25 protein-coding genes and 2 tRNA genes are annotated in these 26,058 nt (G+C 62.6%); 12 read left to right on the forward strand and 15 right to left on the reverse strand.

Annotation, left to right across the window (positions count from 1 at the left end):
• Positions 1-182 precede the first annotated feature (182 nt).
• The 3 genes from D9R08_RS16775 to D9R08_RS16785 form a co-directional block, all read right to left on the reverse strand.
• Positions 183-1,076 carry an OmpA family protein gene (locus D9R08_RS16775; RefSeq protein ID WP_158599028.1) on the reverse strand — a complete coding sequence of 298 codons (894 nt, stop codon included), beginning with the start codon at positions 1,074-1,076 and terminating at the stop codon, positions 183-185.
• Positions 1,077-1,338: 262 nt separating this feature from the next.
• Complete coding sequence (gene rpoH, locus D9R08_RS16780; RefSeq protein ID WP_121899237.1) at positions 1,339-2,232, reverse strand: RNA polymerase sigma factor RpoH; 894 nt, start codon at positions 2,230-2,232, stop codon at positions 1,339-1,341.
• Between the two features lie 176 nt (positions 2,233-2,408).
• Positions 2,409-3,437 (reverse strand): RluA family pseudouridine synthase, encoded by a 1,029-nt coding sequence (locus tag D9R08_RS16785; RefSeq protein ID WP_121899238.1) that lies wholly within the window; start codon positions 3,435-3,437, stop codon positions 2,409-2,411.
• Between D9R08_RS16785 and D9R08_RS16790 the strand changes: the two genes are divergently transcribed.
• On the forward strand, positions 3,436-3,753 hold the full coding sequence (locus tag D9R08_RS16790) for a DUF6476 family protein (protein WP_121899239.1): 318 nt from the start codon (positions 3,436-3,438) through the stop codon (positions 3,751-3,753). The two genes, D9R08_RS16785 and D9R08_RS16790, sit on opposite strands and share 2 nt — an antisense overlap.
• A gap of 13 nt (positions 3,754-3,766) precedes the next feature.
• On the opposite strand, the gene D9R08_RS16795 is transcribed toward D9R08_RS16790, so the two are convergent.
• A tRNA-His gene (locus tag D9R08_RS16795) sits at positions 3,767-3,843 on the reverse strand.
• Between the two features lie 632 nt (positions 3,844-4,475).
• On the opposite strand from D9R08_RS16795, the gene D9R08_RS18960 reads away from it, so the two are divergent.
• Positions 4,476-4,733, forward strand: a complete 258-nt coding sequence (locus tag D9R08_RS18960; RefSeq protein ID WP_147450710.1) for a hypothetical protein — start codon at positions 4,476-4,478, stop codon at positions 4,731-4,733.
• A 129-nt stretch (positions 4,734-4,862) separates the two neighbouring features.
• On the opposite strand, the gene D9R08_RS18965 is transcribed toward D9R08_RS18960, so the two are convergent.
• Positions 4,863-5,558: a hypothetical protein gene (locus tag D9R08_RS18965; protein ID WP_147450711.1), complete on the reverse strand. Its 696-nt coding sequence runs from the start codon at positions 5,556-5,558 to the stop codon at positions 4,863-4,865.
• 350 nt (positions 5,559-5,908) lie between these two features.
• Between D9R08_RS18965 and D9R08_RS16800 the strand changes: the two genes are divergently transcribed.
• The 8 genes from D9R08_RS16800 (at position 5,909) to D9R08_RS16835 (ending at position 12,497) form a co-directional block, all read left to right on the forward strand.
• Positions 5,909-7,297: a site-specific integrase gene (locus D9R08_RS16800; protein ID WP_121899240.1), complete on the forward strand. Its 1,389-nt coding sequence runs from the start codon at positions 5,909-5,911 to the stop codon at positions 7,295-7,297.
• Positions 7,297-7,608, forward strand: a complete 312-nt coding sequence (locus tag D9R08_RS16805; RefSeq protein WP_147450712.1) for a hypothetical protein — start codon at positions 7,297-7,299, stop codon at positions 7,606-7,608. The genes D9R08_RS16800 and D9R08_RS16805 overlap by 1 nt, the downstream gene beginning before the upstream one ends.
• 120 nt (positions 7,609-7,728) lie before the next feature.
• Complete coding sequence (locus tag D9R08_RS16810) at positions 7,729-8,031, forward strand: helix-turn-helix transcriptional regulator (protein ID WP_121899242.1); 303 nt, start codon at positions 7,729-7,731, stop codon at positions 8,029-8,031.
• Positions 8,032-8,141: 110 nt separating this feature from the next.
• Entirely contained in the window at positions 8,142-9,584 is a 1,443-nt protein-coding gene (locus tag D9R08_RS16815) for a hypothetical protein (protein ID WP_121899243.1), read from the forward strand.
• Positions 9,585-9,856: 272 nt separating this feature from the next.
• A complete protein-coding gene (locus tag D9R08_RS16820; protein ID WP_147450713.1) occupies positions 9,857-10,510 on the forward strand; it encodes a hypothetical protein in 654 nt (217 codons plus the stop codon).
• 515 nt (positions 10,511-11,025) lie between these two features.
• Positions 11,026-11,280 (forward strand): hypothetical protein, encoded by a 255-nt coding sequence (locus D9R08_RS18970; protein WP_147450714.1) that lies wholly within the window; start codon positions 11,026-11,028, stop codon positions 11,278-11,280.
• A complete protein-coding gene (locus D9R08_RS16830) occupies positions 11,277-11,990 on the forward strand; it encodes a hypothetical protein (protein ID WP_121899246.1) in 714 nt (237 codons plus the stop codon). The genes D9R08_RS18970 and D9R08_RS16830 overlap by 4 nt, the downstream gene beginning before the upstream one ends.
• A gap of 33 nt (positions 11,991-12,023) precedes the next feature.
• Positions 12,024-12,497, forward strand: a complete 474-nt coding sequence (locus D9R08_RS16835; protein WP_158599029.1) for a hypothetical protein — start codon at positions 12,024-12,026, stop codon at positions 12,495-12,497.
• Positions 12,498-12,553: 56 nt separating this feature from the next.
• On the opposite strand, the gene D9R08_RS16840 is transcribed toward D9R08_RS16835, so the two are convergent.
• The 7 genes from D9R08_RS16840 to D9R08_RS16870 all read right to left on the reverse strand — a co-directional run bounded on the left by D9R08_RS16840 (position 12,554) and on the right by D9R08_RS16870 (position 18,639).
• Positions 12,554-13,186, reverse strand: coding sequence for an NYN domain-containing protein (locus tag D9R08_RS16840; RefSeq protein ID WP_121899248.1), 633 nt, complete (start codon positions 13,184-13,186; stop codon positions 12,554-12,556).
• A gap of 333 nt (positions 13,187-13,519) precedes the next feature.
• A tRNA-Glu gene (locus D9R08_RS16845) sits at positions 13,520-13,594 on the reverse strand.
• Between the two features lie 75 nt (positions 13,595-13,669).
• Complete coding sequence (gene recJ / locus D9R08_RS16850) at positions 13,670-15,415, reverse strand: single-stranded-DNA-specific exonuclease RecJ (RefSeq protein ID WP_121899249.1); 1,746 nt, start codon at positions 15,413-15,415, stop codon at positions 13,670-13,672.
• On the reverse strand, positions 15,412-15,975 hold the full coding sequence (locus D9R08_RS16855) for a cysteine hydrolase family protein (RefSeq protein WP_121899250.1): 564 nt from the start codon (positions 15,973-15,975) through the stop codon (positions 15,412-15,414). Before D9R08_RS16855 ends, recJ begins: the two co-directional genes overlap by 4 nt.
• Complete coding sequence (glpX, locus tag D9R08_RS16860) at positions 15,972-16,934, reverse strand: class II fructose-bisphosphatase (RefSeq protein WP_121899251.1); 963 nt, start codon at positions 16,932-16,934, stop codon at positions 15,972-15,974. Before glpX ends, D9R08_RS16855 begins: the two co-directional genes overlap by 4 nt.
• A gap of 90 nt (positions 16,935-17,024) precedes the next feature.
• Positions 17,025-18,311 (reverse strand): homoserine dehydrogenase, encoded by a 1,287-nt coding sequence (locus tag D9R08_RS16865; protein ID WP_121899252.1) that lies wholly within the window; start codon positions 18,309-18,311, stop codon positions 17,025-17,027.
• Positions 18,312-18,390: 79 nt separating this feature from the next.
• Complete coding sequence (locus D9R08_RS16870; RefSeq protein ID WP_121899253.1) at positions 18,391-18,639, reverse strand: hypothetical protein; 249 nt, start codon at positions 18,637-18,639, stop codon at positions 18,391-18,393.
• 78 nt (positions 18,640-18,717) lie between these two features.
• Between D9R08_RS16870 and D9R08_RS16875 the strand changes: the two genes are divergently transcribed.
• The gene (locus D9R08_RS16875; RefSeq protein WP_121899254.1) at positions 18,718-19,302 is read left to right on the forward strand and encodes a TetR/AcrR family transcriptional regulator; all 585 of its coding nucleotides are present in this window, start codon (positions 18,718-18,720) and stop codon (positions 19,300-19,302) included.
• 223 nt (positions 19,303-19,525) lie between these two features.
• Positions 19,526-22,123 (forward strand): cation-translocating P-type ATPase, encoded by a 2,598-nt coding sequence (locus tag D9R08_RS16880; protein WP_121899255.1) that lies wholly within the window; start codon positions 19,526-19,528, stop codon positions 22,121-22,123.
• Here the strand turns inward: D9R08_RS16880 and D9R08_RS16885 are convergent, their stop codons facing one another.
• The 3 genes from D9R08_RS16885 to D9R08_RS16895 are packed head-to-tail and all read right to left on the reverse strand — an operon-like array spanning position 22,124 to position 26,039.
• The gene (locus tag D9R08_RS16885) at positions 22,124-23,392 is read right to left on the reverse strand and encodes an ABC transporter permease (protein ID WP_121899256.1); all 1,269 of its coding nucleotides are present in this window, start codon (positions 23,390-23,392) and stop codon (positions 22,124-22,126) included.
• Entirely contained in the window at positions 23,389-24,531 is a 1,143-nt protein-coding gene (locus tag D9R08_RS16890) for an ABC transporter permease (protein WP_121899257.1), read from the reverse strand. The genes D9R08_RS16885 and D9R08_RS16890 overlap by 4 nt, the downstream gene beginning before the upstream one ends.
• Positions 24,528-26,039 carry an ABC transporter ATP-binding protein gene (locus tag D9R08_RS16895; protein ID WP_121899258.1) on the reverse strand — a complete coding sequence of 504 codons (1,512 nt, stop codon included), beginning with the start codon at positions 26,037-26,039 and terminating at the stop codon, positions 24,528-24,530. The genes D9R08_RS16890 and D9R08_RS16895 overlap by 4 nt, the downstream gene beginning before the upstream one ends.
• Positions 26,040-26,058: the final 19 nt, after the last annotated feature.

Consider the following 26,058-nt stretch of genomic DNA (forward strand, 5'->3'; position numbering starts at 1 on the left):
CACCATCCGCCACCCCGTCACGCCCCCTCGCGGCCCCGTGAGCCGCCGCAACATCCCTCACGAAAACAGAGACTTGCCCTCGCAGAGCCGTGACAATCGCACAGCCCCGCGCCCACCCCGAGGCCGCTCAGACGCGAATCAGGCGGCTGGGGAGTGGTGTTGGAAAGGGCCGTGGGATGCGGCTAGCGCGCGATCATCTCCACCCGGCGGTTCAGGGCGCGCCCCTCCGCCGTGGTGTTCACCGCGACCGGGGCCAGAAACCCGGCACCCGCATGGGCCATCCGGGCGGCCGCGATCCCGTGAGTCCGCGCCAGTGCGTCGGCCACCGCGGCGGCCCGGCGTGCCGACAGGGCCAGATTGTACTCCATCGTGCCCTGATTGTCGGTATGGCCCACGATCACCACCTGCAGATCCGGATTTGCCGCCAGAAACGCCGCCATCTCGGCAATGGTCGGGGCGCTTTCAGCGCGGATCGTGGCCTGATCGGTGTCGAATGTGATGCCGTAGAGAGCGACGCGGCCGGTTTCGCCGATTGCGCTCTGTATTTCGGCGGCGTCGATCATCCGGAACGCCATCGCCTCTTCCTCGGTCACGGTCACGACCGACAGGACATTGCCGTTGTTGACCGACAGGAACAGGCTGACATGGGCGGCACCTTCGGGCCCGTCCCGCGTGGCCATCACATAGCGGTAGTTGAACGCATCCGCCCATGCAGGGGAGTTGCCGAACTGCTCCACATCATAGCTGATGCGGCCGCAATCCGCCTGATCGCAGCTCAGCAGAATGTCGAACCCCCGCCCCTCCAGCGCCTGTTCGAAATTCCGCACCACCTGCACGAGGGAGGTCTCCGCCGGATAGGCGTAGGACAGGCGCGTGACGGCCCCCTCGACGGTGCTGACCTCGCCGGGCGCGCGCGCCAGATGCACCTCATCGAATTCCCGGGTCTCATAGGCACGGATGACGCTGCCGTCGAAACGGCCGACCAGCGGGTGATCGGCGCTGCCTGCGATATCCTGGGCCAGGGCCGGGGCGGTGAGGCAGACGAATGCTGATGCAAGGCGCAAAAGGCGGATCATGGGGGCCATCCTGTCCAGTCGGATCGTGTATCATGGGTCGGCACGGGCCGCGCCCGGGTTCAATCCATAGCGGATTTTTGCCGGGTTGCGCACGAAAAGCCCCTGAAACGCGCCTTTTTGGCGGGCCGGGCTTCGATCCGCCAGGCAGGAAACGGCCGGTTTGCGTCCAGGTTGTGCCCCGGCATGGCGGCGGCGGACTCGCCACAAAAAAAGGCCCCGCATTCGCCGCGGGGCCTTTTGGTCAGGGGCCTGGAAGTCCGGCTCAGGCGGCTGTCAGACCGTCTTCGCGGGCCAGTTCGCGCATCCGCTTCTGCAGCTTCTCGAACGCGCGCACCTCGATCTGGCGAATGCGTTCGCGGCTGACATTATAGACACCGGACAGGTCCTCCAGCGTCACAGGCTGATCCTGCAGGCGGCGCTGTTCCAGAATATCGCGCTCGCGCTCGTTCAGAACCTCCATCGCCTGCTCCATCAACGCCATGCGGTGCTGGAACTCGTCCTTTTCGGCATAATCCTCGGCCTGATCGGCATCATCGTCTTCCAGCCAGTCCTGCCATTGGGTCGCGCCTTCGCCATCGCTGCCGACGACCGCGTTCAGCGAGGCATCGCCGCCCGACAGGCGCCGGTTCATGGAGATCACCTCATCCTCGGTCACGCCCAGATCATTGGCGATGCGGGCCACGTTTTCGGGCCGCATGTCGCCCTCTTCCAGCGCACCGATGCGGGCCTTGGCCTTGCGCAGGTTGAAAAACAGCTTCTTCTGCGCGCTCGTCGTGCCCAGTTTCACCATGCTCCATGAGCGCAGGACATATTCCTGGATCGAAGCGCGGATCCACCACATCGCATAGGTGGCGAGGCGAAAGCCCTTTTCGGGGTCGAATTTTTTGACCGCCTGCATCAGCCCCACATTCGCCTCCGAGATGACCTCGGCCTGGGGCAGACCATAGCCGCGATAGCCCATGGCGATTTTCGCGGCCAGACGGAGATGGCTGGTCACCATTTTGTGGGCCGCTTCGGTGTCTTCATGATCCACCCACCGTTTGGCGAGCATGTATTCCTCTTCGGGCTCCAGCATCGGGAACTTGCGGATTTCCTGAAGATAACGGTTCAGCCCCTGTTCCGGCGACGGTGCGGGCAGATTTGCATATGTACTCATGTCACGGACCCCCTGCTTGGCTCCAGATAATGTAAATTCGGTTAACTTTTAACTAAGGTGGGTATTGCTGGACAGCACGTCAAGATGTCGTGCCAGTTGGCTTGGGACGAGATTACCCCTTATGCCGGCGCACAGCAATCGGTGTTACGGGCATATAACGTGCAATTGTGCACAAGTTACAGGGATGCACCGCGCAGGCCATCCAGCAGTTCCGACATATCTGGCGGCATAGGCACCTGAAAACGAAGGGTTTCTCCGCTCACGGGATGCACGAAGCCAAGGCTTGCGGCATGCAGGGCCTGTCGGGGGAACCCGTTCAACTTTTCGGCAAGAGCTTCCCCCACCGCTTTCGCGCCGATCCGGCGCCGCCCGCCATAGGCCTGATCGCCGATCAGCCCGTGGCCCACATGGGCCATATGCACGCGAATCTGATGCGTCCGGCCGGTTTCAAGCCGGCACTCCACCAGGGCGGCCACGCCGAAGGCTTCGGTCACGCGCACCCGCGTCACCGCGTGGCGGCCGCCCTGAAACAGCACCGCCTGACGTTGCCGGTCGGTCTTGTGGCGAGCCAGCTGGGTGGTGATCTTCAACGTCCCCCCCGGTTCGAAACTGACACCGCGGATACCGCGCAACCGCGGATCGGCCGCATCGGGCACGCCGTGGCAAAGCGCCTGATAAAGCCGCTCCACGCTGTGATCGGCAAACTGCTCGGCCAGTCCATGATGCGCCCGGTCCGATTTCGCGACCACCAGCAAGCCGCTGGTATCCTTGTCGATCCGGTGCACGATGCCGGGCCGTTTTTCGCCGCCGACACCGGACAGCTTGCCGCCGAAATGGTGCAGGAGCGCATTGACCAGCGTGCCGCCCGGCGTGCCCGGCGCGGGGTGAACGACCATTCCGACAGGCTTGTTGATCACAATAAGATCGTCGTCTTCATGGCGGATATCCAGCGGAATATCCTCCGCCCGGGTGCGTATTTCCACCGCCGCTTCCACGGTGATCTCCACCTGATCGCCCTCGGCCACGCGCGCCGTGCCATCCGTCACCACGGCGCCGTTTACTGTCACCGCGCCCGCCGCGATCAGCCGCGCCAGCCGCGAGCGGCTCAGCGCTGCGACCTCTGGTACATCGCGGGCCAGTGCCTTATCAAGGCGCGGGGCCGGGTCCGGGCCGATCAGGACCGTGACGATCTGGGCCAGAGACATGAATGACACTCCGCAGGATGACAATGATCCGCCGCTTCCCGGCCACCTGAAACTGCTGCGCAATCTGGTGACCGTGCTGACGGTGGTGATGATTGGGGGGGTCATAACCATCGTCGCGCTGCTTGTCATCCGGATGTCGGGCGCGCTCGCGCCGGCGCTGGTCTTTCCCGACAGTTTTCCGATGCCCGAGGGCGTGGCGATCACCGGCTACAGTCAGACCGGCACCGCCGCGATTCTTGTCAGTGACGACGATCATATCCGGGTGTTCGACCTTGCCACGGGCGAATTGACCCATGAGATCGATCTGGCAGACTAGACCCTAAGAGGAGTGGTACCGCCTCCCCGGCTTGAACGGGGGACCTCTGGATCCACAATCCAGCGCTCTAACCAACTGAGCTAAGGCGGCACAATAATTTCGTCTCGTCCAGTCTCTGGAACGCCGAGACTAGCGGCGTATAACAAGCTTTCCAAGAGAGGCGCAACGAAGAAAATCGTGCTGTTGAGCGCGCCAGATCATAGTGGGATGCGGAGTTGTCCCCCGGCCTTGTGAACCAAGCGATGTAATGTCTTCCATACATGCTGGCGGATCGTCTGGAGGCGGCACTACGATCGCTGTGCTCGGAACGAGATACTTTTCCAGACAGATCAGAAGTCTGCTTCGCATTGTTGTTATCCGACTGCCCCATGACACCCGCGCAACGCGAGAGGACAGCAGGTCGGCGACGTTTCATGACTGGAGTGGTTTCATCAGAGCCACAATTTACCAGAGCCGCAAACCCCCCTGGTGCCTTTCGTAGTTAACGAAGGTTAATCAATATCTGGCGGCTCGCAAAGTCTTGCACACATTATATGGGGTGTAATCAGATTGTTTCCAAGAAAAGTGGCATTACTGGGGCAATTGTGTTGAATTTATGTCAAATTTTAGCGAAATTGTGTTTACATTTTTCCCGATCGGCGCTGGGGCCGGCGGGCAGCTATCGGCTGGCGGCATGAGTGATCCCGTCGCTGCCAGATAGTATTTGAAGAAGGACGGGTATTATGCGTACGAAAATGGGTGTGATAGCTGCTTTGGCGGCGATTACAGCGCGTGTAGGAGTTCCGGATGGAGCGTACGCTCAAGATGCCGGCGACATTGATCAACGTTGCAACTTCTATGCGGAGATCGAGGATCGTTCGCTTCTGCAGCAAGAACTTGAACGGCTTCTAGAACTCAGACCAGAAGATCCATGCATATCGTTTCTTGTTGATCGGCTTGGGGGCGGCCCGATAGCAGAGATCCCCGAAGAGCCATATTGACTGGTACCGGCGGCTTCAGCGTAATCAGGCTTCTCGGGCGTCCTGACGTCAACTCATGGTCTTTCGAATATGTTGCCACAGCCCGACAGCATTGCCTTAAAAGGCGTATGCTCAGCCGTCGCTTTCGGGTCATGCAATCTGACATCGCCTGAGATGCCGCGAAGCATAGGAATAGTCCATTCGCAGCAATCGGTCGGACAACCCTCCACGCGCTTCAATCCATTGCCGAACCCAAGTGGGATAGCGGGTCAACATATAGTTGGTCCCCCATTGGTTCACATCTGACCTCGCCCCGTATGCCCTGTGAAAAACGAAAGATGCACCACGTGCTATGCAGGTCTGAGAGGGACTGAGAGACAGATACAGGGTACATGCCGAGGCACAACTGCCCCTGAATGCAACCTGCGCATTCTCGATGCGTGCACGCGAAACAATCTGCGCATATTCGACGAGATCGCCGCCATTGTCGTTCCCGATCACATTGACTTGCCCGCGTCGCGCAATCTGAGGTTGGAGGCGTACAGCTGAAGCGGCTCGAACCTGTGCGGCCGGCTGTTCAAACGCGCTGACGGTTTCGGCGACATCTGCCTCTGTCACCAAGGCAATCGGTGCCTGTCGACTCACTTCTACGGGCACTGTGCAAGCCGATGCAAAAAAGCCAAAGCCCAGGATCAGCAGCGGGGTCAAACGTCTCACATGGATACTCCTGCCCGTCATCGTGGCGAGCGCTTGTTTCGTAATGGCTGAAACTTGACGATTCATTTTGACTGGAATGAGAAAGCCCCGGCGCTTTGCCGGGGCTTTTTCGTGGTCGCAATCTGCCATGAACCGGGCAGCACTATGTCAGCGGGGGCGATGCGGTGGCCCTTCAGTCACCTGAAAAAGCCGCGACCCGAAGGTTGCGGCTTTTTGCTGAGCGCCTCACATGATTGCATGCGGGAGGAAATGCGGCAGCAACTGCTACAAGCCGTGGAGCTATCTTAATACTTCAGTGAACTTCGGGAGATTTTTGGCAGCCCGTAGGGCTTCCATTATATAGTCTGTCACCGTCTGGCGTCGTCTGAAATATAAAACGTTAACAGATACTTGCCGGGAACCTGTGTCTGCTTGTGTCTTGAAAAGGGTGCCTGCTTCTGCCATTTTGCTTAGGCAACGGTTAGGCAGAGGATTTGAGCATGGCGAAGCTGGACGACAAGAAGGTGAATGCGATTACCGGGCCGGAACCCGGCAAGACGGTCATGCGCATCCGCGACGACCTTGCCGACGGGCTTTGGCTTCGGGTCACGAAACACACGACGAAGGCAGGCGAAGAACGTGTGTCGAAGTCATGGGAAGTGTTCTTCACGTTGAACGGCAAAACGTCCTGCACCGGCATTGGCAAATGGGTCGAACCGCCAACCGGCGACATGCCGCAGCGGCGCGGCCTGACCGTGAAGCAAGCACGGCGCAAGGCTTTCGAGATACGGGAAATGGTAGACGAAGGCCGCAACCCCGTCGAAGAACGCAAAGCCGCGCGGAATAAGCCCGACGCACCCAAAGTCGTAACCTTTGCCGACGCCTTGGGCGAATACATGAAGACCGACTACATTCAAAAGAACCTGTCCAGCGACAAGCACCGCAAGCAATGGCGGTCCAGCTTGGACCTTCACGTTGTTCCGAAGCTAGGCGCGAAGCCTGTGGGCACGATTACGATTGACGACGTGAAGGACGTATTGAAGCCTATTTGGGCCACGAAGACCGACACAGCACGTCGGGTCAGGCAGCGCATGGAAAGCGTGTTCGCGTGGTCGATTGACGAAGGGTGCCGCGAAACCGACAACCCGGCTTCAACCGCCGTGCTTCAAATCTGGATCAAGAACCAACGCAAGGCCGAAGCGGCGAACCATCCTGCCATACAGCAAGCGGAACTGCCCGCATGGTTTGCAGCACTTCGCAAGCGGGAAGGCACGGCGGCGCGGGCGCTGGAATTCACGACGCTGTGCGCGTCGCGGTCGGGCGAAGTTCGCGGCGCGACATGGGGCGAAATCGACCTTAAGGCGAATGTCTGGACGATCCCCGCAGCCCGCATGAAGATGAAGAAGTCTCACGCCGTGCCGCTTTCGGAAGCTGCCGTGGCGCTGTTGAAGGCGTTGCCGAACTTCGACGCCGAACACCAAGACCCCAACGCGCTTGTGTTCCCTGCACCGCGTGGCGGCGTCATGTCGGACATGACCATATCCGCCGTTCTCAAAAGGATGCACCAAGCTAAGGCGAAGAAGGACGGTCGCGGTTGGGTTGATCCGAACGTCTTGACCAAGCCGGAAGACCCCGCCGAAGAACCGCAGCCGCGCCCCGCCGTGCCGCATGGCCTTCGCAGCACCTTCAAGGATTGGGCGACGAAGCGCGGCTACGACAATATCCAAAGCGAACTGGCCCTTGCCCACAACGTCGGCAACGAAGTTGAACAACGCTACCGCCGCGACGACCTTGTTGAAGAACGCCGCGCCATGATGGAAGCATTCGCCGGGTTCTGCCGAGGCGAAAAGCCCGCCGAAAACGTCGTGCCGCTTCGTGGTGCCGTGTGATGCCCCGCAGAAAGGGCCAGCCCAAACCCATCGTATCCGCAATTCGTCAGGGCGTGCCTATCCCGCCCAAGGCCCCGCGCGGTGTGGGCAAGCACACAAGCAAGGTTCTGCGCAAAGCCCGCTACGCGTTCGACGCAGGCCAACACGCAACTTTGGACGAAGCCGTTGACGAATTTTACGAAGAATGCAGCGGTCGCAAGGTGTCGGACGAAGTGACAGAAGCCGACGTAGACCGGCGAAATCGCTACAAGCAACGAATGCGCGCGAAGCTTCGTGGCATGGCATCGAAGGAACCCGATGAAGGCACGTAAGTAGCTGGAAACGTATAGGCTTTTTGTCCTGCGGTCGGTTGGGACATGGCCCGCAAACGCTGTCAGGTTCGGCACATGACAGGCAGACATGCCAGAACATGTGACAAGGAACCCGAACCAATGACCGCCCCGACGACCGACACCGGCAAGCCCGGCACCGCCTTCACCCCCGCACAGCTTGTCCCGAACGCCCTTCTGCGCACGAAGGACGTATGCGCCGTCACCGGCATGGCCCGCCCGACGCTCTATGAGGCCATGGCGAAGGGGCTGTGGCCCCGCCCGATCAAGCTTGGCGAAAAGTCGTCGGCATGGCCTGCGTCCGAAGTGAACGCCATGCTTGCCGCCCGCGTTCGCGGCGCTTCCGTTGACGAAATGAAAGCGCTTGTGGTCGCGTTGACTGACGCACGCCAGCATTGCGCTTGAACGTATGGTAGCTGCATGGGCTGCCATTCATCGTCGTAGTTATCTGAAAAACATAGATAAGTGCAGGGGCGCATTGTCTTGCCTATGCCCTGCCTAAGAACAGGCACGAAATGACCCCGAAGCCCAACCTATTGCCGCCCAATTCCGCCCTGCGTGCCGCCGTGGACTATATCCGCGATCAGGCGACGTATCCAATCGAAGAAGTTGCATTGGGCGCGGGGCTTGGCTTGTTCGCTGGTATCGCGGGCCGCGCCTATCAGACGCCGGGGCGCATGGCCGGGCTTAATCTCTACATCATGGTGGCCGCGCCCACGGGCATGGGTAAGGACGCCGGGCGGCAGGGCATGTATAGCCTGCTAGACGCCGTGGTGCGCGGGGAGAACCCGCACGCAGCGCCCAACATGCCGTCGGCTAGGGAATTCATCGGCCCGGCACGCTTCGCCTCTGTGCCAGCCGTCATGAGGCATTTGGAAAAGGTCCGGTCGTTTGTGTCGATCATGACCGAAGGCGGGAAGGAATTCAGCCGAATGACCGACCCGCGCGCGTCGTCGCATGACCGCGACGTAGCTACGAAGTGGTTGGACATATACGGCAGTTCGTCGTTTGGCGGCGTTGTTGGTGGCACGGCTTACGCCAACGCAAGCGACAACATCGGCGACGTGGTGCGACCCGCCGTCACGATCTACGCCGAAGGCACGCAGAAGACCGTATACGCGAACTACACCGACAATTGCGTGTCGGACGGTCTTTGGCCGCGTTTCATGATGCTGGACCGCAACGAAAACGATTGGCCGCAGATCAACGAATATCCCCAATACGAACCATCGCCGGAACTGGTCCAATATCTGACCGCTCTTTGCGAACGTAGCCATACGCTCAATCAGCAAGACCAAGTTGTGCAGGTAGGGGCCGCAGACGACGCAAGGGACGCGCTGGCAGCCTACGAAAAGGAAACCCGCCGTATCATGGAAACTTGCGGCGACGACGTGGTGCGCGCCCTGTGGACCCGATCAGCGTTGCGGGCGAAGAAACTGGCGTCCTTGGTCGCGGTCGGCGTTCATTTCGACATGCCCACAGTCACCCTTGAACACGCGCTGTGGGCAATCAATCTGGAACGCTACACGGTCGGCGTAGTCATCGGACGCGTGAGCCGGGGCGAAGTTGGCGGCGACGAAAACAACGAACTTCGCCAAGCCGAAGAATTAAAGCGAACCGTCGTCAATTACTTGGTCGCCGAATATCACGAACTATCGAATGCCGGGCGCGTGACCCGTTCAATGCACGCGGCGCATATCATCCCATGGTCGTATCTGCTTAGCGGCGTTGGCCGTCGCGCGGCATTCAAGCACGGAAAGCCGAACCCCGTCGCCGCACTTGAAAGAACCGTTCGTTCGTTCATTGACGCCGGTTGGTTTGTCGAAGTGGATCAGGCAACAAAGCAGGCCCATGGAAAGAGCGGCAAAGCATACGCTGTAACCAATGCGCAGTATTTTCTTGACCGACCCGACGCAGAAGAAAGCAAGCCAACCAATCCCCAATTCTTCACCGAATAGCCGTCGCAATGGACTGTGTTGTAGGTGTTGTAGGTGGGCGCAACACGTAAGTCATTGAGAGTAAACAGATAGTTCGCGTTGTGCATGTTGGCCGGAAAAGCAGGAAATAGGAAGGGAAAATGAAGGTGGAAGAACACACACACAACACACACAACACATACAACAACGTGAAATAGACTATATAAAACAGCCCGTTAGCCGTTGTCAGGCTATTGACTACCAATCGCTAACCCAAGCAACGCCGAAAAGCCAACGTAGAAAGGACCGAAGCCATGTCGTATGAATTGAGAAACGTTCCGAATGAGTTTGTTGAATTTATCGGCGGGTTCGTGATCGAAACGGAAACAGCGGCGGGGCGAAAGCCGCCATTCATCACGCAGGGTTCGCACATGGCGATGTATGTGCAGCTTGTGCGCGACATGTTCCACGCGTCGCATGATCGTAGATGGAACGAAGGCCACAAGGGGCTTTTGGAAGACGGTGCCCGGCGCATGGTCAATACCTTCGGTGAAGTCTACACGCGTCAGGGCGGCGCATACATGGACAAGCATCTTAAGGACATGGCGTTGCGCATGATTATCGGCTTGGTGGATCACACGCCGTTCCCGTTGCAGTGCATCGTAGAATATGAACTGTGGAAGCTTCGCAGCGACGCATTCCTTGCCAGCTATTACCGCACAAGTTGGGACGACGACGGCTTTACCGAAGAACACCCTATGCGCACGTTCGCGCGGTATCTCGACTATCTGGACGATATTAAAGGCGTCGATACCGCCGAATACAAAGCAAGCCTTGAAAAGAAACGGTGTGTCGTATCATGGCGTCGCGTCGGCTTGGGTTTCGTGCCGCAAGAGAAGTGGCAACCCCGGTTCCAATACCCTGCGGTCATGGCGAAGGCTTTAAGCGAACGGCAAGGCCAGTCGTAGGGCGTGTGGGCAAGGCTTGGTAGCCGTGCGGGCTGCCATTCAACATCGCAACCACATGTAACGACTCAGTATTTTCCCGACGTAATTGCCTTGCCTAAGCCCCGCCTAAAAACGGGCTGCAATATCGTCGTAGGGTCGTGCGAAAAAACTATTTGTGTCTTCATTTGTCTGCTTTGAATTCCAAGCCCGAATTCGTTTGACGGGTCTGCAATTGCCCCGCTTATGCTTCGTAAGCCGCCCGTAATTGGCACCCTTTTCCAGCCCCGAGACGCCGAAATGCTTGCATCTGTTGACGATAGTTCGGACCCTACCACCCCCTCTGAAAAGCGGGTTCGTGCGCCGTTGCGGAACACGCACGAAGTCAGGACTGAACTCTGTAAGGTGTATAGAGAAATGAGGGGCGGCAAGCTTCCCGTGGACCACGGTAGTAAATACGCCCACGTCCTTCAAGTCATTGCACGGCTTTTCGAGACAACAGACTTGGCTGAACGCATTGAAAAGCTAGAGGCGAAGCAATGAGGGGCTTAGCCGCACGCGTCGCCAAGCTGGAAAGCCGCAATCGCCCGCCCGTTCGGGTCCGTAGTTCTGTCGTGGAATACGACGCGGAAACGGGTGCGATTATTAGCAGCATTCCACCAAGGGGCACCAAGGTAATGATGGTGCCGTGTTTCAAAGATTGGGCCAACAGCCTGATTGAACAACAGCGCCAATTGATCGCGTCAGCCGGTATTAACGAAGAAACACAAGCAGAAAAGGCACCAATCCAATGAACATGGCAAATTTCGGACGTAAGGACGGGAACGCACAGTTTCTCAACGTGGCAAACTCGGAGAAGCTGCAACGTCTTCAAACGTATACGCATCTTCACGCACTCATGGGCAAGCCCGACGACCATCCCAGCGTGAAGGGGCAGAAGGCCGCGCTTCAAGATCGCATTGTAGAAGCAGCAAAGAAGAACCAGCGTCTTGCGGGCGACCAAACGCAGACAAGGGCCATGCTGCATATTATCGGCCAAGGGCAGGCGACACAGCTTTCAGCCGAAATCCGGCGTCATGCGGAAATCTTTGCAAAGAAGGCTGACGACCTTATGAATGAAGGCAAAGCTATCGTTGATAGCGTGCTTGGTGCCGACAATTACGATAGAGAAGTTGCAGGCGAAATCGCGCAATTCATTTCGCGTCGCACGCAAACCCCCGAAGGTATGGCCGAAGTCGGTGCGCTCTATAAGAGCCGTTCCGACGTGGCGTCCGTGATCTACACGCGCCCCCATTTCTTGCTTGGCGTCAGCGAAGAACTGCACCGCACTATGGTCGCAACCGCTGTGTCCAAGTTTGCCCCCGAAGGTTCCGCGTTGCTCAACGAAGGCCGGTCGCTGGGCGAAAAGACGAAGAACTTTGAGAAGGTCGTAGCTGACACTCACGCCAGCTTCTACGACGCCGACGTTGTTGCCAAAGCCGAAGCGTCGCGGGTCGAAGTCTGACCAATGCCCGCCGCAGCCGACATATCGCAGTTGGTGGCGTGGCTTGCCGCGTCATCGCCTGCCAAGCGCCCCGCGCCGATGCACGGCTATGTGCAGGTTCCGAACTACGCGTGCCTGTGGCCCGTCAATCCTGCGGTTGCTGACTACCCCGACCTGTCCGGGCTAGGGGAGCGCCAGATGCCCCTCTACGTGCCCACGGTGGCCCTTGCCGCCCCTGTGATGGATCAGCGCCTAGGCTGGTCCTGTGCTGCCCTGCCAGCCGTCTCCGAGCGCTTGCACCATATGCTGCACCATGTCCCCGAAACCCGCTGGGACGTGCCGGGCGACGTGCTTGCTGTGGGCATCGCTTCGCCTGCGACCACGATCAACGCAGCCCTTGCCGCCGAAGGATTGTCCGTAGACTTGACCGAAGCCGCGTTGCTTGCCGTGCCGCTCTACACCGTCACGGCGTCGGATCGTGCCCGCACCCTTGAGGTTTGCCGCAGCACCTACGCCGTCGCCGCCTGACCCAAGTTCCCTTAAGTGCCAAGAGCAACTGCCGTCCCTACGGGGGCGGCTTTTTTTCACTTGCGTTCGATTTGAGGCATAAGATTTGTGATGCTGAAATTCGCCCAGCACTTCTGTGAAAGGTGAATTCCCTTCGGCGGGAAGGCGCCATGAACGACCTTTATGCCCTTGGTCTGTAGGAATTCAGCAACCGGCACAAAGTCACGATCCGAAGATACCAGAACGGCTACGTCATAAGCCTTCGCCCAAGCCAAGCTAATCATGTCTGCAACGATTCGGGTGTCTACGCCCTTTTCTTCGGTGCCTCGCATGTCGCCACCACACGACGCACATTGCGACACCTCCGTTTGGCAATGAGGGCATTTGGGATACGCGCGTTTTTGCTGGCGTTCCACAAGCGCGACATGCGTGCCGGGCATTTTGTCCAAGGTATTGGTGAACCAATTCTTAAGCCTGTTGTCTTGTGGCTTGTTGGGGTCAAAAGAGCCATAGACGTGAATCGCTTCGAAAATTGGTTGGGCGTTGGGGTCAACCAGCTTCGCCGCTTCGGCGGTAAACAGTGGTCCTACAGGACGCCAGTCAACCATGAACGTGTTGTTCTCACGGCGCAGCGACAAGCTAAAGTTCCAGAAGTCTACGAAGATGCGCACACGAAGTTGCGGTTGCGGCTGCGCCGGGGAAACTGTCATGCACACTCCACAAATGAATACGGGGACGCTTTCGCGCCCCCGGGGTCATTAAGTTCGGTTTCCCGTGACCGACAGTGCGGGCGGGTCTCCGACGGGTCTTTATGGGCCATATATACGCTGTGCGTATTAACAGTCAATGACCGTGTGTGCGTTCAGCGCTGTTTTCCTTGCAAGCCGTCACAACCTTGAGCGTGCGACATGCGATCACATCTTCGTGAGCGGTCGCAGGCGCTTTCCGGGTCGTTCGCCGCGCTTGGACATTCAAGGCAATGCTTAGGCAGAGAAACCGGCGCTGAATTTTTATCAGCAAAAACAGGCCTTTATGGGGATAAGTGGCAGCCCGTAGGGGAATCGAACCCCTCTTTCCAGGTTGAAAACCTGGCGTCCTAACCGATAGACGAACGGGCCGCGCTTGGCGTGGGCGGTTTCTAGGCAAAGCGGTCGGGGCGCGCAAGGGGATTCTTTGCCTTTCCGCAGGCTATTTCACGCCACCCAGGCCGCGTCCTCCAGACGCAGCTGCACCCTCTGGCGACCTTGCCAGTGGTTGATCTCCACCCGGCCGGCCAGATGCACCTGCCGGCCGCCGTGGTTTTCAAGCGCGGGGCCAAGCCCGGACTGGGCCGCGTTGAAGCAAATCGCCTCGACCGATACAGGGCCGCCATCGGTGAAGCCCAGCTTCAGATGTCCGTCGCCCACCGGTTTGGTGAAGGCCAGGCGCATGGCCGGAAACACAAATCGCGGCGCGGGCGCGCCGGCGCCGAAAGGCCCCGCGGCGTCCAGTTGCTCGATCAGTTCGGGCGTCGCACCCGCAGGCATCAGCACGCCGTCCAGCCGCAGATCGGCCGGACCGCCCTCCCCCGCCCCCTGCTTGCCCAGAAGCTCCGCCAGCCGCGTCATGGCGGGTTCAAGGGCATCGCGGGTGAGGCTAAGGCCGGCCGCCATCCGGTGCCCGCCCCCCTTGAGCAGCAAGCCTTCGGCCGCCAGCCGCTGGACCGAGGCCCCCAGATCGACACCCGAGACCGAGCGGCCCGAGCCCTTGCCCTCGTCACCGTCGAAACCGATCACCACGGCGGGGCGGTTCGTGGCCTCCTTCAGGCGGCTGGCAACGATGCCGACGACACCGGGATGCCATCCATCCGCGGCGGCCCAGACAAGCGGACCATCCAGCCCCCGGGTCTCGGCCTGAGCCAGGGCGGCGTCGCGCACCCGCGCCTCGATCTCGCGCCGGTCGGTGTTCAAACCGTCCAGCCGTCCGGCCAGCTCCGCGGCCTCGCCCGGATCGCGGGTCGCCAGAAGCCGCGCGCCCAGATCCGCCTGCCCGATCCGGCCGCCCGCATTCACCCGCGGGCCGAAGACGAAGCCGAGATGGTAGGATGTGGGGCCGCGATCGAGCCGCGCCACATCGGCCAGCGCCACCAGCCCGGGCCTTGCGCGCCGAGCCATGACGCTCAGCCCCTGCCGCACAAAGGCGCGGTTCACGCCGGTCAGCTGCGCCACATCGGCCACGGTGGCCAGCGCCACAAGATCCAGCATCGTCATCAGGTCGGGGCCGGTAACGCCCGCCAGCCGCTGGCGGCGGTTCATCTCGACCAGCAGCAGAAAGACCACGCCCGCCGCGCAAAGATGCCCCAGCTCGCCGGTTTCGTCCTGCCGGTTCGGGTTCACCACGGCCACACAATCCGGCAGCTCCGGGCCCGCCAGATGATGATCCAGCACCACGACATCCGCGCCGCCCGCCGCCGCGATCGGTCCGTGGCTGAGCGTGCCGCAATCGACGCAGACGATCAGATCATGAGTTTCCGCGAGCCCCGCCATCGCCGCGTCATTGGGGCCATAGCCTTCGTCGATCCGGTCGGGGACATAAAGCGTCGCATCGTGGCCGCTTTGCCGGAGCCAGTCCAGAAGCAAGGCCGCAGACGCGCCGCCATCGACGTCGTAATCGGCGAAGATCGCGATCCGCTCGCGGGTTTTCAGGGCCGTCAGCAAGCGGTCGGCGGCCGGCCCCATATCGCGGAGGCCCATCGGATCGGGCAGCAGATCCCGCAAGGCAGGCGCCAGAAATCCCTCCACCGTTTCGGGCATGACACCCCGGCGCGCCAGAACCTGCGCCACGGCAGGCGGCAGGCCGGCCTGCTGCTGCAGCGCGTCGGCCAGGCGCGCGGTCTCGGGCGGCGGCCCGACCCAGCGGCGTCCGGTCAGCGAGGTTTCGATCCCGAGAAAGGCGGTCATGGGCCTTGGGTTAGCACGGCATCCGTGGAAAGGGCAGTGGCGAACTCGCCATGCAGATGCGACACGGCACCGGCATGAATCGCCTCCGCGTCCAGCGGGGCCACCCCGGCGGCCCAGTCAGTCCGCGCGTTGGCTGCGAAACTGGCGCAGGCGTCGTGGGCCAGCCGCACCTCGAAGCCCAGATTGGCCGCCATACGCGCGGTGGTCGAGACGCAATGCGGCGTGGTCAGGCCGCAGATCACCAGCCGGTCGATCCCGTGGCCCCGCAGATGCTCCTCCAGCCCGGTGCCGATGAAGGCGCTATTGACGCATTTCTGGAAGACCGGCTCCCCGGTCCGGGGCGCCACCTCCGTCTTGATCTCGCTGCCGGGCCCGGGGCCAAGCGGGCTGCCGGGCTCCACGCTCACATGGCGGATATGGATGACAGGCGCCGCAGCCGTACGCCAGGCGGCGAGGAGCCGCGCCGCGTTGATTTCGGCCTGCGGGTTGTTCCGGGCACCCCAGACGGGGCTGTCGAAGCCCGCCTGAATGTCGATCAGGAGCAGCGCCGCCGCGCTCATTTCACAGGGTTGCGATAGCTCATCCGGCGGACCGATCCGGTTTTCGAGCGCATCAGGATCGTCTCGGCGGTCAGATAGCCGACCTCGCGCCGTATCCCCGGCACGATGGAACCATCGGTGACGCCCGTGGCCGCGAAAATCACATCCTGCATGACCATGTCGTCGCGGGTATAGACCCGGTCGAGATTGGAGATCCCCGCCTTCTTCGCCCGCGCCTTTTCATCGTCGTTGCGGAACAGGAGCTTGCCATACATCTGCCCGCCCATGCATTTCAGCGCGGCCGCAGCCAGAACGCCCTCGGGCGCGCCGCCGGAGCCCATATACATGTCGATGCCGGTGGTGGATTCCGCGCAATGCATGACACCCGCCACATCGCCATCGGTGATCAGGCGGATCGCGCAGCCGGTGCTGCGCAGCTCCTCGATCATCGTCTCGTGGCGCGGGCGTTCCAGAACGCAAACGGTGATGTTCTCGGTGGAACAGCCCTTGGCGGCGGCCAGCGCGCTGACCCGTTCGGCTGGCGACATGTCCATCGTCACCACGCCCTGCCGGTAGCCGGGGCCGATGGCAAGCTTGTCCATATAGACATCAGGCGCATGCAGCATGGAGCCGCGCGGCCCCATGGCGATCACGGTCAGCGCGTTGGGCATATCCTTCGCTGTCAGTGTGGTGCCTTCAAGCGGGTCAAGGGCGATATCCACGGCGGGACCTTCGCCATTGCCGACCTCTTCACCGATATACAGCATCGGCGCCTCGTCCCGCTCCCCCTCGCCGATGACCACGACGCCCTGAATATCCAGCTTGTTCAACTGCTCCCGCATCGCGTTGACAGCGGCCTGATCGGCGGCCTTCTCGTCGCCATGGCCGATCAGCCGGGCGGAGGCCATCGCCGCGGCCTCCGACACGCGGGCGAGGCCGAGGGACAGCATGCGATCGTTGAAATCTTTTGGGGCGTTCATGGAATGGCCTTCCCGGGCAGCAGGACAAGAATGCAACGTTCGTATCCCTGCCGCGCGGAAGGGGCAAGGATGGGGGCGCTAACGGAGCGCTCAGACGTCCTCGATCCGGAGCGCAACCGGTTCCCCCTCAACCACGCCGGTGGCGGGAAGTGCGGCGAGGGCCGCATCCAGCGACGGGCGCGCCGTGACATGGGTCACGATCAGCACCGGCACGTCCTGATCGGGATGGTCGTACTGGCGCATCCGGTCGATGGAGATGCCATTGTCGCCCAGAACGGTCGCCACCTTGGCCAGCGCGCCGGGTTTGTCCTTCAGCGTCAGCCGCAGGTAATAGGGCGCAGGCGACGCCGCCGAGGCCGGGGGGGCGGCCTTCAGATGGGCCGCGGGCTGGCCAAATGTGGGCAGGCGGATGCCGCGCGCGATATCGCAGATATCGGACAGGACCGCACTGGCGGTGGGGCCTTCGCCGGCGCCGGCGCCGCGCAGAACGATCTGGCCCACGCTGTCGCCCTCCAGCACGACCATGTTCGTGCCGCCCTCCAACTGCCCGAGCGGGGAGCTTGCGGGCACGAGACAGGGCGTCATCCGCTGCTCTAGCCCTCGGCCGGTCATCTGGGCCACGCCCAGAAGCTTGATCTTGTAGCCCATGTCGCCCGCGCGCCGGATGTCCTGCAAGGTGATCGACTGAATGCCCTGCAACGCCACCGCGTCGAAATCGACCCGGGTTCCGAAGGCGATCGCGGCCAGAAGCGCCAGTTTATGACCCGCGTCGATACCGCCCACGTCAAGGTTCGGATCGGCCTCCAGATAACCAAGCCGCCCGCATTCCTCGAACAGGGCGTTATAGCCCTGCCCGGTCGCTTCCATCTGGGTCAGAATATAGTTGCAGGTGCCGTTCATGACCCCGGCGACACGAGTGATCTCGTTCCCGGCCAGCCCTTCGGTCAGGGCCTTGATCACCGGGATGCCCCCGGCCACCGCCGCCTCATAGCGCAGGGTGACATTCCGCGCCTCCGCCGCAACCGCAAGCTCCTGACCATGCAGCGCCAGAAGCGCCTTGTTGGCGGTGACCACATCCTTGCCCGCGGCAATCGCGGCCTCGGTCGCGGCCTTGGCCGGGCCGTCGCTGCCACCCATAAGCTCCACGAACATGTCGATATCGTCCCGCACAGCCAGCGCCACCGGGTCGTCTTCCCAACCATATTTGGCAGTGTTCACACCGCGATCCTTGTCGCGGGAGCGGGCGGAGACGGCGGAAATCTCGATCCGCTTGCCGGTGCGCGCGGTCAGCAGATCGGCCTGACGCTGGATGATCTTCACCACCCCCACGCCCACGGTTCCAAGACCGGCGATGCCAAGGCGCAGCGTGTCAGTCATCGGAGGCTCCTTCAACGGCGGGATCGGGCTGGCGCCCCTGTTAGCTTCTATCGCGAAGGCATGCAACGCGGCTGAGGTCTCAGGGCAGCTCCATCCGCCGCAAGGCGTTGGCGCGTCTACGCAAATCGGCGGCGCGGGCCTCAAGGCTCTGGCCCTCCGCCGCCGCGTCGCGCGGCAAAAGCGTGTCGGTCTGCACCAGAAGCGGGCCCAGTGGAACCAGGTCGGGATAGCCCGCATCGCGCGCGGCATCGCTCAGCGGCCTGTCAAGGTCCGGCAGCGGGTCGCCGCAGGCGGCAAGAAGCAAAGGCAGGGCAAGGATCCAGCGCATGACACAGGCCTAGCGCAGCCTTGGTTTCAGGTCCAGCGCGAGGGTTGAACTGAACATTCGTTCAGATACTGTGACGCCATGGCACGCAAACAGGGATCACACGCGGAAATCACCGGCCCGAAAGTGCGGCAGGCGGCCTTGCGGCTGTTCGCCCGGCACGGGTTCGCGGCGGTATCCATGCGCCAGATCGCGGCGGAGGTCGGCGTTCAGGCGGGCGCGCTTTATCTCTACACCCCCGACAAACAGACGCTTTTGTTCGATCTCATGCGCGACCATATGGAGGAGCTTCTGTCCGACTGGCAGGTGCCCGAGGGCTGCGCAAAACTGGCGCTCGAGGCGTTCACACGGCATCACATCCGGTTTCATCTGGCCCGGCCCGAGCTGGTCTTCATCGCTTATATGGAACTGCGCAATCTGGAGCCCAGGAATTTCGCGGTGATCGAGGGATTGCGAAAAGCCTATGAGGATCAGCTGGAAAGCATCCTGAAACGCGGTGTCGCCACGGGCCGGTTCGCGGTGCCCGACACCAAGCTCGCGACGCTGGCGATCATCGCGATGCTGACCGGTGTCACCACATGGTATCGCGAGGGCGGACGACTCGACCGTGACGCGGTGGAGGGCATCTATTGGGACATGGTGCGCAAGGCCGTCGCCGTCGAATAGGGTGCAAAACCTCCCCCGATCCCGGGTTTTCGTAATCTTTCCTCCGGTTTCGCGTCAGCTCCTCGCCCCGAAAGACCAGCGTCCCGCGCGGTCTTCATCGCCCAACGCGCTTCGCCGCGGGCCTGCCTGCGCCCTTCTTCGATCCGATTGATCTCGCGCAAATCAGAGCCGGGTCGCGATTGCTAAACCCCCGGGCAACATCCAAGAGCCAGCGGTGCCGGTCATGTCCGATCAAATCGCGTTGTCAAGAACCGGTCTGACGACCGAAGCGGTGGTTGAGGCCCGTCAGGCGCATGGCTGGAACGAACTTCCCAAACCTCCAAAAACCTCTCCGGTCCTTGTGCTGCTGCGCCAGTTCACCGGATCGCTCGTTCTGATCCTGATTGCGGCGGCGGGGATCGCGCTGGCATTGGGCGAAACCGTGGATGCCATCGCGATCTGTCTTGTGGTGATCCTGAACGGCATTCTGGGCTTCGTTCAGGAATGGCGCGCGGAAACGGCGCTGGAGGCCCTGCGCTCCATGTTGACGCCAAGCGCGCTTGTGCTGCGCGACGGCAAGGAAACCGTCATTCCGGCGCGCGAACTGGTGCCGGGCGATCTGGTGATCGTGGCATCCGGCGACACGGTGCCTGCCGATATCCGGCTGGTATCGGCCACCGAACTCAGGCTGGACGAAAGCGTTGTGACGGGCGAATCCGTGCCGGTTGAGAAAACAGCCGGCGACACATCGGACGGCGGCGCCCTGCTGATGGGCACGGGCGTGACCAGCGGGCGCGGCGAAGGGCTGGTCACGGCAATCGGCCGTGCGACGAAATTCGGCAATATCGCCGAGCTGACCGGCCTCGTCGACCAGAAACGGACCCATCTGCAACTGCAACTGGCGCGTCTGGCCCGGCAGCTTGGCATCGCGGCGCTGGTCATTGCGGCGGGCATCGTGGGCCTTGGCACCGCTGTCGGGCGGCCGTTGTTCGAGATGTTCATGACCGGCCTGTCGCTGGCGGTGGCGATGGTGCCCGAGGGGTTGCCGGCGGTCGTCACGATCACGCTGGCGCTTGGCGCGTCGGCGATGGCGCGCAAGAAGGCCCTGGCACGCCGCCTGCAGGCGGTGGAGACCCTTGGCTCGGCCTCGGTCATCTGCACCGACAAGACCGGAACGCTGACCGAAAACAAGATGACGGCGACGCGGATCTGGACGCTCGGCGCGGAATATGACGTAACCGGAACGGGCTACGACCCGGCGGGGCATATCGAACGGGCGGGCAGAAATGTCCGGGCGGCGGAGGACCCGACCCTGGCCGCATTGCTGGAAACGGCGCTGACCTGCACCCATGCGCGTCTGCGCCGGGAAGGCCGGGACTGGGTGATGATCGGCGCCCCGACCGAAGGGGCGCTGGTGACGCTGGCCTACAAGGGATGGGCACCGCCCCCGGCCCCCGACGCCGTGATCGCCGAACGCCCCTTTTCCAGCGAACGCAAGCGGATGAGCGTGGTGGCCCCTTCGGCGAATGGCCACCGGCTGCATATGAAGGGCGCGCCCGAAGCCGTGCTTGCCGCCGCGTCGGAGATCCTCACGCCGGACGGGCCGCTTCCGCTGACCAACGCGTTGCGTAACACCGTGCTGGAGGCCCACCGGAGCATGGCGGAGCAGGGTCTGCGGGTCATCGCGCTGGCCGCTCGGGCCGCGGGCGCCGATGATCTGGACGAGCGCGGTCTGACCTATCTGGGCCATGTCGGACTGATCGATCCGCCCCGGCCCGAGGTGAAGCATGCCATTGCCGAAGCCCGGCGCGCAGGCATTCGCATCATCATGATCACCGGCGACAGTCCGGTTACGGCCGCCGCCATCGCCACAAGGCTCGGCCTGGGCAGTCCGCGCTGCATTCTGGGCCCCGAGATCGACGACATGCCGGATGAAGCTCTGCGCACTCTGCTGAGCGAAGATGTTCTGTTTGCGCGCACCCTGCCCGCCCATAAGATGCGCATCGTCGCGGCGCTTCAGGATCTCGGCCTGATCGTGGCGATGACCGGCGACGGGGTGAACGACGCCCCGGCCCTGAAACGGGCAGATATCGGCGTGGCGATGGGCATACGCGGCACCGATGCCTCCAAGGATGCGGCCGATCTGGTGCTTCTGGACGACAATTTCGCAACCATCGTGGGCGCGATTGCCGAGGGTCGGAGGCAGTTCGACAATGTACGCAAGTTCGTGCGCTACCTTCTGTCGTCGAACGCAGGCGAGGTGATCGCCATCGCCGTCAATCTGGTGCTTGGCGGGCCGCTGATCTTTCTGGCGACGCAGATCCTGTGGATGAACCTGGTGACCGACGGGGTGACCGCGGTGGCTCTGGGGCTTGAGAAGGCCGAGAAAGAGCAGATGGCGCGCCCGCCCCGGCGCCGCGACGAACCAATTCTCGGGCGCAACGGGTTCCTGCTGATCCTTGCCTTCGGCACCTATACGGGTGCGGCCAGTCTCTGGATCTTCTACAGCCTGATGCCGCTTGGCGTCGATCTGGCCCGCACGGCTGCCTTCACCGCCATGGTGGTGTTCGAGAAGATGAGCGTGTTCGCGTTCCGGTCGCTGACCCGACCCTGTTCCCGGATCGGCTGGCTGAGCAATCCGTTCCTGCTGCTGGCGCTGGCAGCCACTCTGTCGCTGCAGCTTCTGGCCACCGAATGGGCGCCCTTGCAGACGCTGCTCCGCACGGTTTCGCTCGGGGCCGAGCAATGGGGCCTGATCGCGCTACTGGCGATGCCGCTCATCGTCGTGCCCGAGGCGGTGAAATACCTCCGCTCTGCGGTCACGCCGGCCCCGACCTCCTAGTCAGTCCTTTATATAGGGCTTGCCGTCCGCTGCCGGCGCGCGGGCGCGCCCGATCAGCCCCGCGACCACGATGATCGTCGCGACATAGGGGGCCATGGCCAGAAACTCCGACGGAATCGGCGTTTGCAGCAGCGCCAGCTTCTGCTGAAGGGAATCGCTGAACCCGAAGACCAGTGCCGCCAGAAGCGCACCGACCGGATGCCAGCGGCCGAAGATCATTGCCGCAAGAGCGATGAAGCCTCTGCCACCGGTCATGTTCTCGTCGAACCGCCCGACCGAGCCAAGCGTGAACCACGCCCCGCCGAAACCCGCGATCATGCCTCCCAGGGTGACATGGAGGTAGCGCGTCCAATAGACGTCGATACCAAGGGTATCGGCCGCGCGGGGGTGTTCGCCCACCGCCCGGGCCCTGAGACCGCTGCGTGTGTGAAACAGGTAATAGGTGGAAACTGCCACCATCACCAAGGCGCCGTAGACAAAGATGTTCTGATGGAACAGCATCGGGCCGATCACCGGGATATCGCCCAGAAGCGGCAGTTTCACCGCGCGGAAGACCGGCGCGTTGTTGAGGTGACGCATCTCGGCGAAGACCTGACTTGAGACATAGCTGGTCAGGCCGAGCACGAAGAGATTGATGACCACGCCCGCAATGATCTGATCCATCCGGTAGGTCACCACCAGCGCGGCGAGGATGAACCCGAAGATTCCGCCGACGACCACGGCGGATAGAAGCCCGCCCCAGCCCCCGATCAGCGAGCCCATCAGCGCGCCGGTGAAGGCCCCGGCCAGAAGCATGCCTTCGATCGCGATATTGACCACCGCCACCCGCTCGCAGAACACCGCCGCCAGAGCGCCCAGCGCGATCGGCATCGCGCGCACGACGGTGGCCTGCAACATGCCGGTAAGCGAAAAGGCGTTGCCCGCCGTGGCCCAGAGCAGGAAGGCGATGACCGCCAGCGCCAGCCCCGCCCCCAACGACAGGGTGGTCCAGCGCCCGCCGCCGCGCAGAAACAGCAGCGCTCCCAGAAAGGCGGTGAGCGCCGCGGCCACGTAGATCACCGGCAGGGCGGGCACGACCAGATCGCCGATTACCCAGACGTCTCGCGCCCGCGACAGCCGGAAGGTCGCGTCGCCGCTGGCATCGCCGAACACCAGTACAATGAAGGCGGCCAGCGCGACCAGCACGCCGCCGGTAATCTGCGCGCGCCGTTTTTCGGCCTTGTCGACCACCGGGGCGGCGGGGTCGGGCCTGTCAACTGCGAGGGTCATGATCTGCCATCTCCGCTGTCGGGACGCCGAAAGCCCCAGGGAAAGAGCGCCCGCACCAAAAGCGGCGCCGCGATGAAGACGATGATCAGCGCCTGAATGATCCCGATCAGGTCGATGCTGACGCCGGCATCCACCTGCATCTGCCGCCCGCCGGCCTCCAGCGCACCGAAAAGAAGCCCTGCGAACAGCACGCCCACCGGGTGGGATCTGCCCAGCAGGGCCACGGCGATCGCGTCGAAGCCGATCCCCGCGGAAAAGCCGGGGCTGGCGCGGCCAAGAACGCCGAGGACCTGATTGGCCCCGGCAAGGCCCGCCAGCATCCCCGCCGTCGCCATCGCCAGCACGATGATCAGCGACGCGCGCATACCGGCATAGCGCGCCGCTTCGGGGCTGGCCCCGCTGGCGCGGAATTCGAACCCCAGCTTGGTGCGGAACAGCAGCCAATAGACGACGACCACCGCCAGAAGCGTCAGGAAAATCCCGGCATGCAGCCGTAAATTCGGGTCGAGCCATTGCAACAGCGCGGGCAGTTCGGCATTGGGCGGCACCGATTGCGAGATCGGATCGGCCCGGCCCGGCCGCTGCACCCAGGGCAGGCGCAGCATGTAATCCACCAGCCGGTAGGATATCATGTTGAGCATGATCGTCGTGATCACCTCATGGGCGCCGGTCGCCGCGCGCAGCCAGCCCGCGATAGACGCATAGAAGGCTCCCGCCGCGCCCCCCGAAATCACGCAGAGCGGCATCAAGACCGCGAAGGGCAGATGCGAAAAGCTGAAACCACAGATCACCGCGGCCATGCCCCCCATGAGGATCTGCCCCTCGGCCCCGATATTGAAAAGCCCGGCGCGGAACCCGAGCGCAAGCCCCAGCCCGGCGAGGATCAGCGGCGCGGCCGCCGTCAACGTCTCCGAGATCGCCGCGAGAGAGCCCACCGATCCCTGCAGGAGCGCCAGATAGGACCGCCCGATCGTGGCGGGTTCCACACTGGTCGCAAGCATCGTCAGCGCGCCAAGGATCAACGCGGCAACCACAGCGAAGAGCGGCACGACGACGAGGTTCTCGAAATCCACCCGCCCGGGGGCGGCGCGTTCAAGGAGCTTGCGGCTGGCCGTGTCCAGCGTGTCCTGCATGCTCATGCCGCCACCCCCGCCATTGCCAGCCCGATCTCCGATTTCTCGGGCGGGGCCTCGCTGGTGTGGAACTCAGCCACGATGCGGCCCTTGAACATCACCAGAATGCGGTCCGCCAGCGCGAGGATCTCGTCCAGCTCCGAGGACATCAGCAACACCCCGTCCCCTTCCGCCCGCGCGGCCATCAGCCTTGCGTGGATATACTCGATGGAGCCCACATCCAGCCCGCGCGTCGGCTGCGCCGCAACCACGAATTTCGTGTCCCGCGCAAGCTCCCGGGCGACGATCAGCTTTTGCTGATTGCCCCCCGAAAGGTGCCCGGCCTCGGCAAAGACCGACGGGGTGCGAATGTCGAAATCGAGGATGGCACCCGCCGACCATTCCTGCACATTGGTCCAACGGACCTGCGGACCGCGGGAAAACCGGTCGTCGTAATAACTGTCGAGCACCATGTTCTCGGCCACGGTGAAACCCGGGATCAACCCCACATGCTGCCGGTCTTCGGGGATATGCGCCATGCCCATACGGTGCCGGCTGCGCACGGAGGCGGCGGTGATATCCTCGCCCAGAAATCTGATCCGGCCCTGCGCCGGCCGGCTCAGCCCGGTGATCGCCTCGATCAGCGCCGACTGGCCGTTGCCCTGCACGCCCGCCAGCCCCACCACCTCGCCGCTGCGGACCGACAGGCTGACATTGTCCACCGCCAGCTCGCCATTGTCGCGCAGCACGGTGAGGCCGTCGACCTCCAGAAGCGCCTCGCCGGGGGCGAAGGAGGTTTTCTCCACATCGAAGCGGACGGGACGGCCCACCATCATCTCGGCAAGCTGCGCCTTGGTCATCTGCCGGGGATCGCCTTCGCCGATGATGCGGCCGCCGCGCAGCACGCTGATCCGGTCGGAGATATCCAGAATCTCGTTCAGCTTGTGGGTGATGAAGACAATCGCCTTGCCGCTGTCACGCAGCGAGGTGACGATCTCGAAGAAATCGCTCACCTCCTGCGGGGTCAGCACGGCGGTGGGTTCGTCCAGGATCAGCACATTGGCCGAACGGAACAGAACCTTGATGATCTCGACCCGTTGCTGAACGCCGACGGGCAGGCCCTCGACCAGCGCGTCCGGATCGGCGGTGAGCCCGTAAGCCTCGCCGATCTCGCGCACCTTGCGCCGCGCGGTCTCAAGGTCGAGATGGTCGAAACGGCCCGTCGGCTCCACGCCCAGCACGACGTTTTCGGCCACGGTGAAAACCGGAACCAGCATGAAGTGCTGATGCACCATGCCGATCCCGGCGGCGATGGCATCGCCGGGCCCCGAGAAGGACACCGGCGCGCCGTCGATGAGGATTTCGCCCGCATCGGGCCGGTAAAGCCCGCAAAGCACGTTCATCAGCGTCGACTTGCCCGCGCCGTTCTCTCCCAGAAGGCCCAGAACCTCGCCGGGCCGGATCGTCAGGTTCACATCCTGGTTCGCAACGACCGGGCCGAAGCGCTTGGTGATGCCGCGCAGTTCCACCTCCATCGGCCCGTTCTCCTTTCGA

The sequence above is a fragment of the Rhodophyticola porphyridii genome (genome assembly GCF_003688285.1).
Classification (GTDB): domain Bacteria; phylum Pseudomonadota; class Alphaproteobacteria; order Rhodobacterales; family Rhodobacteraceae; genus Rhodophyticola; species Rhodophyticola porphyridii.

Coding starts and splice junctions, on each gene's coding strand:
- D9R08_RS18965 (WP_147450711.1), bottom strand. CDS start 5,558: ATGGCAGATTGCGACCACGAAAAAGCCCCGGCAAAGCGCCGGGGCTTT.
- D9R08_RS16840 (WP_121899248.1), bottom strand. CDS start 13,186: ATGACAGTTTCCCCGGCGCAGCCGCAACCGCAACTTCGTGTGCGCATC.
- D9R08_RS16880 (WP_121899255.1), top strand. CDS start 19,526: ATGTCCGATCAAATCGCGTTGTCAAGAACCGGTCTGACGACCGAAGCG.
- D9R08_RS16775 (WP_158599028.1), bottom strand. CDS start 1,076: ATGATCCGCCTTTTGCGCCTTGCATCAGCATTCGTCTGCCTCACCGCC.
- D9R08_RS16810 (WP_121899242.1), top strand. CDS start 7,729: ATGACCGCCCCGACGACCGACACCGGCAAGCCCGGCACCGCCTTCACC.
- D9R08_RS16820 (WP_147450713.1), top strand. CDS start 9,857: ATGTCGTATGAATTGAGAAACGTTCCGAATGAGTTTGTTGAATTTATC.
- D9R08_RS16885 (WP_121899256.1), bottom strand. CDS start 23,392: ATGACCCTCGCAGTTGACAGGCCCGACCCCGCCGCCCCGGTGGTCGAC.
- D9R08_RS16870 (WP_121899253.1), bottom strand. CDS start 18,639: ATGCGCTGGATCCTTGCCCTGCCTTTGCTTCTTGCCGCCTGCGGCGAC.
- D9R08_RS16805 (WP_147450712.1), top strand. CDS start 7,297: ATGCCCCGCAGAAAGGGCCAGCCCAAACCCATCGTATCCGCAATTCGT.
- glpX (WP_121899251.1), bottom strand. CDS start 16,934: ATGAACGCCCCAAAAGATTTCAACGATCGCATGCTGTCCCTCGGCCTC.
- D9R08_RS18960 (WP_147450710.1), top strand. CDS start 4,476: ATGCGTACGAAAATGGGTGTGATAGCTGCTTTGGCGGCGATTACAGCG.
- D9R08_RS16815 (WP_121899243.1), top strand. CDS start 8,142: ATGACCCCGAAGCCCAACCTATTGCCGCCCAATTCCGCCCTGCGTGCC.
- D9R08_RS16830 (WP_121899246.1), top strand. CDS start 11,277: ATGAACATGGCAAATTTCGGACGTAAGGACGGGAACGCACAGTTTCTC.
- D9R08_RS16865 (WP_121899252.1), bottom strand. CDS start 18,311: ATGACTGACACGCTGCGCCTTGGCATCGCCGGTCTTGGAACCGTGGGC.
- D9R08_RS16785 (WP_121899238.1), bottom strand. CDS start 3,437: ATGTCTCTGGCCCAGATCGTCACGGTCCTGATCGGCCCGGACCCGGCC.
- D9R08_RS16875 (WP_121899254.1), top strand. CDS start 18,718: ATGGCACGCAAACAGGGATCACACGCGGAAATCACCGGCCCGAAAGTG.
- rpoH (WP_121899237.1), bottom strand. CDS start 2,232: ATGAGTACATATGCAAATCTGCCCGCACCGTCGCCGGAACAGGGGCTG.
- recJ (WP_121899249.1), bottom strand. CDS start 15,415: ATGACCGCCTTTCTCGGGATCGAAACCTCGCTGACCGGACGCCGCTGG.
- D9R08_RS18970 (WP_147450714.1), top strand. CDS start 11,026: ATGAGGGGCTTAGCCGCACGCGTCGCCAAGCTGGAAAGCCGCAATCGC.
- D9R08_RS16790 (WP_121899239.1), top strand. CDS start 3,436: ATGAATGACACTCCGCAGGATGACAATGATCCGCCGCTTCCCGGCCAC.
- D9R08_RS16855 (WP_121899250.1), bottom strand. CDS start 15,975: ATGAGCGCGGCGGCGCTGCTCCTGATCGACATTCAGGCGGGCTTCGAC.
- D9R08_RS16890 (WP_121899257.1), bottom strand. CDS start 24,531: ATGAGCATGCAGGACACGCTGGACACGGCCAGCCGCAAGCTCCTTGAA.
- D9R08_RS16895 (WP_121899258.1), bottom strand. CDS start 26,039: ATGGAGGTGGAACTGCGCGGCATCACCAAGCGCTTCGGCCCGGTCGTT.
- D9R08_RS16800 (WP_121899240.1), top strand. CDS start 5,909: ATGGCGAAGCTGGACGACAAGAAGGTGAATGCGATTACCGGGCCGGAA.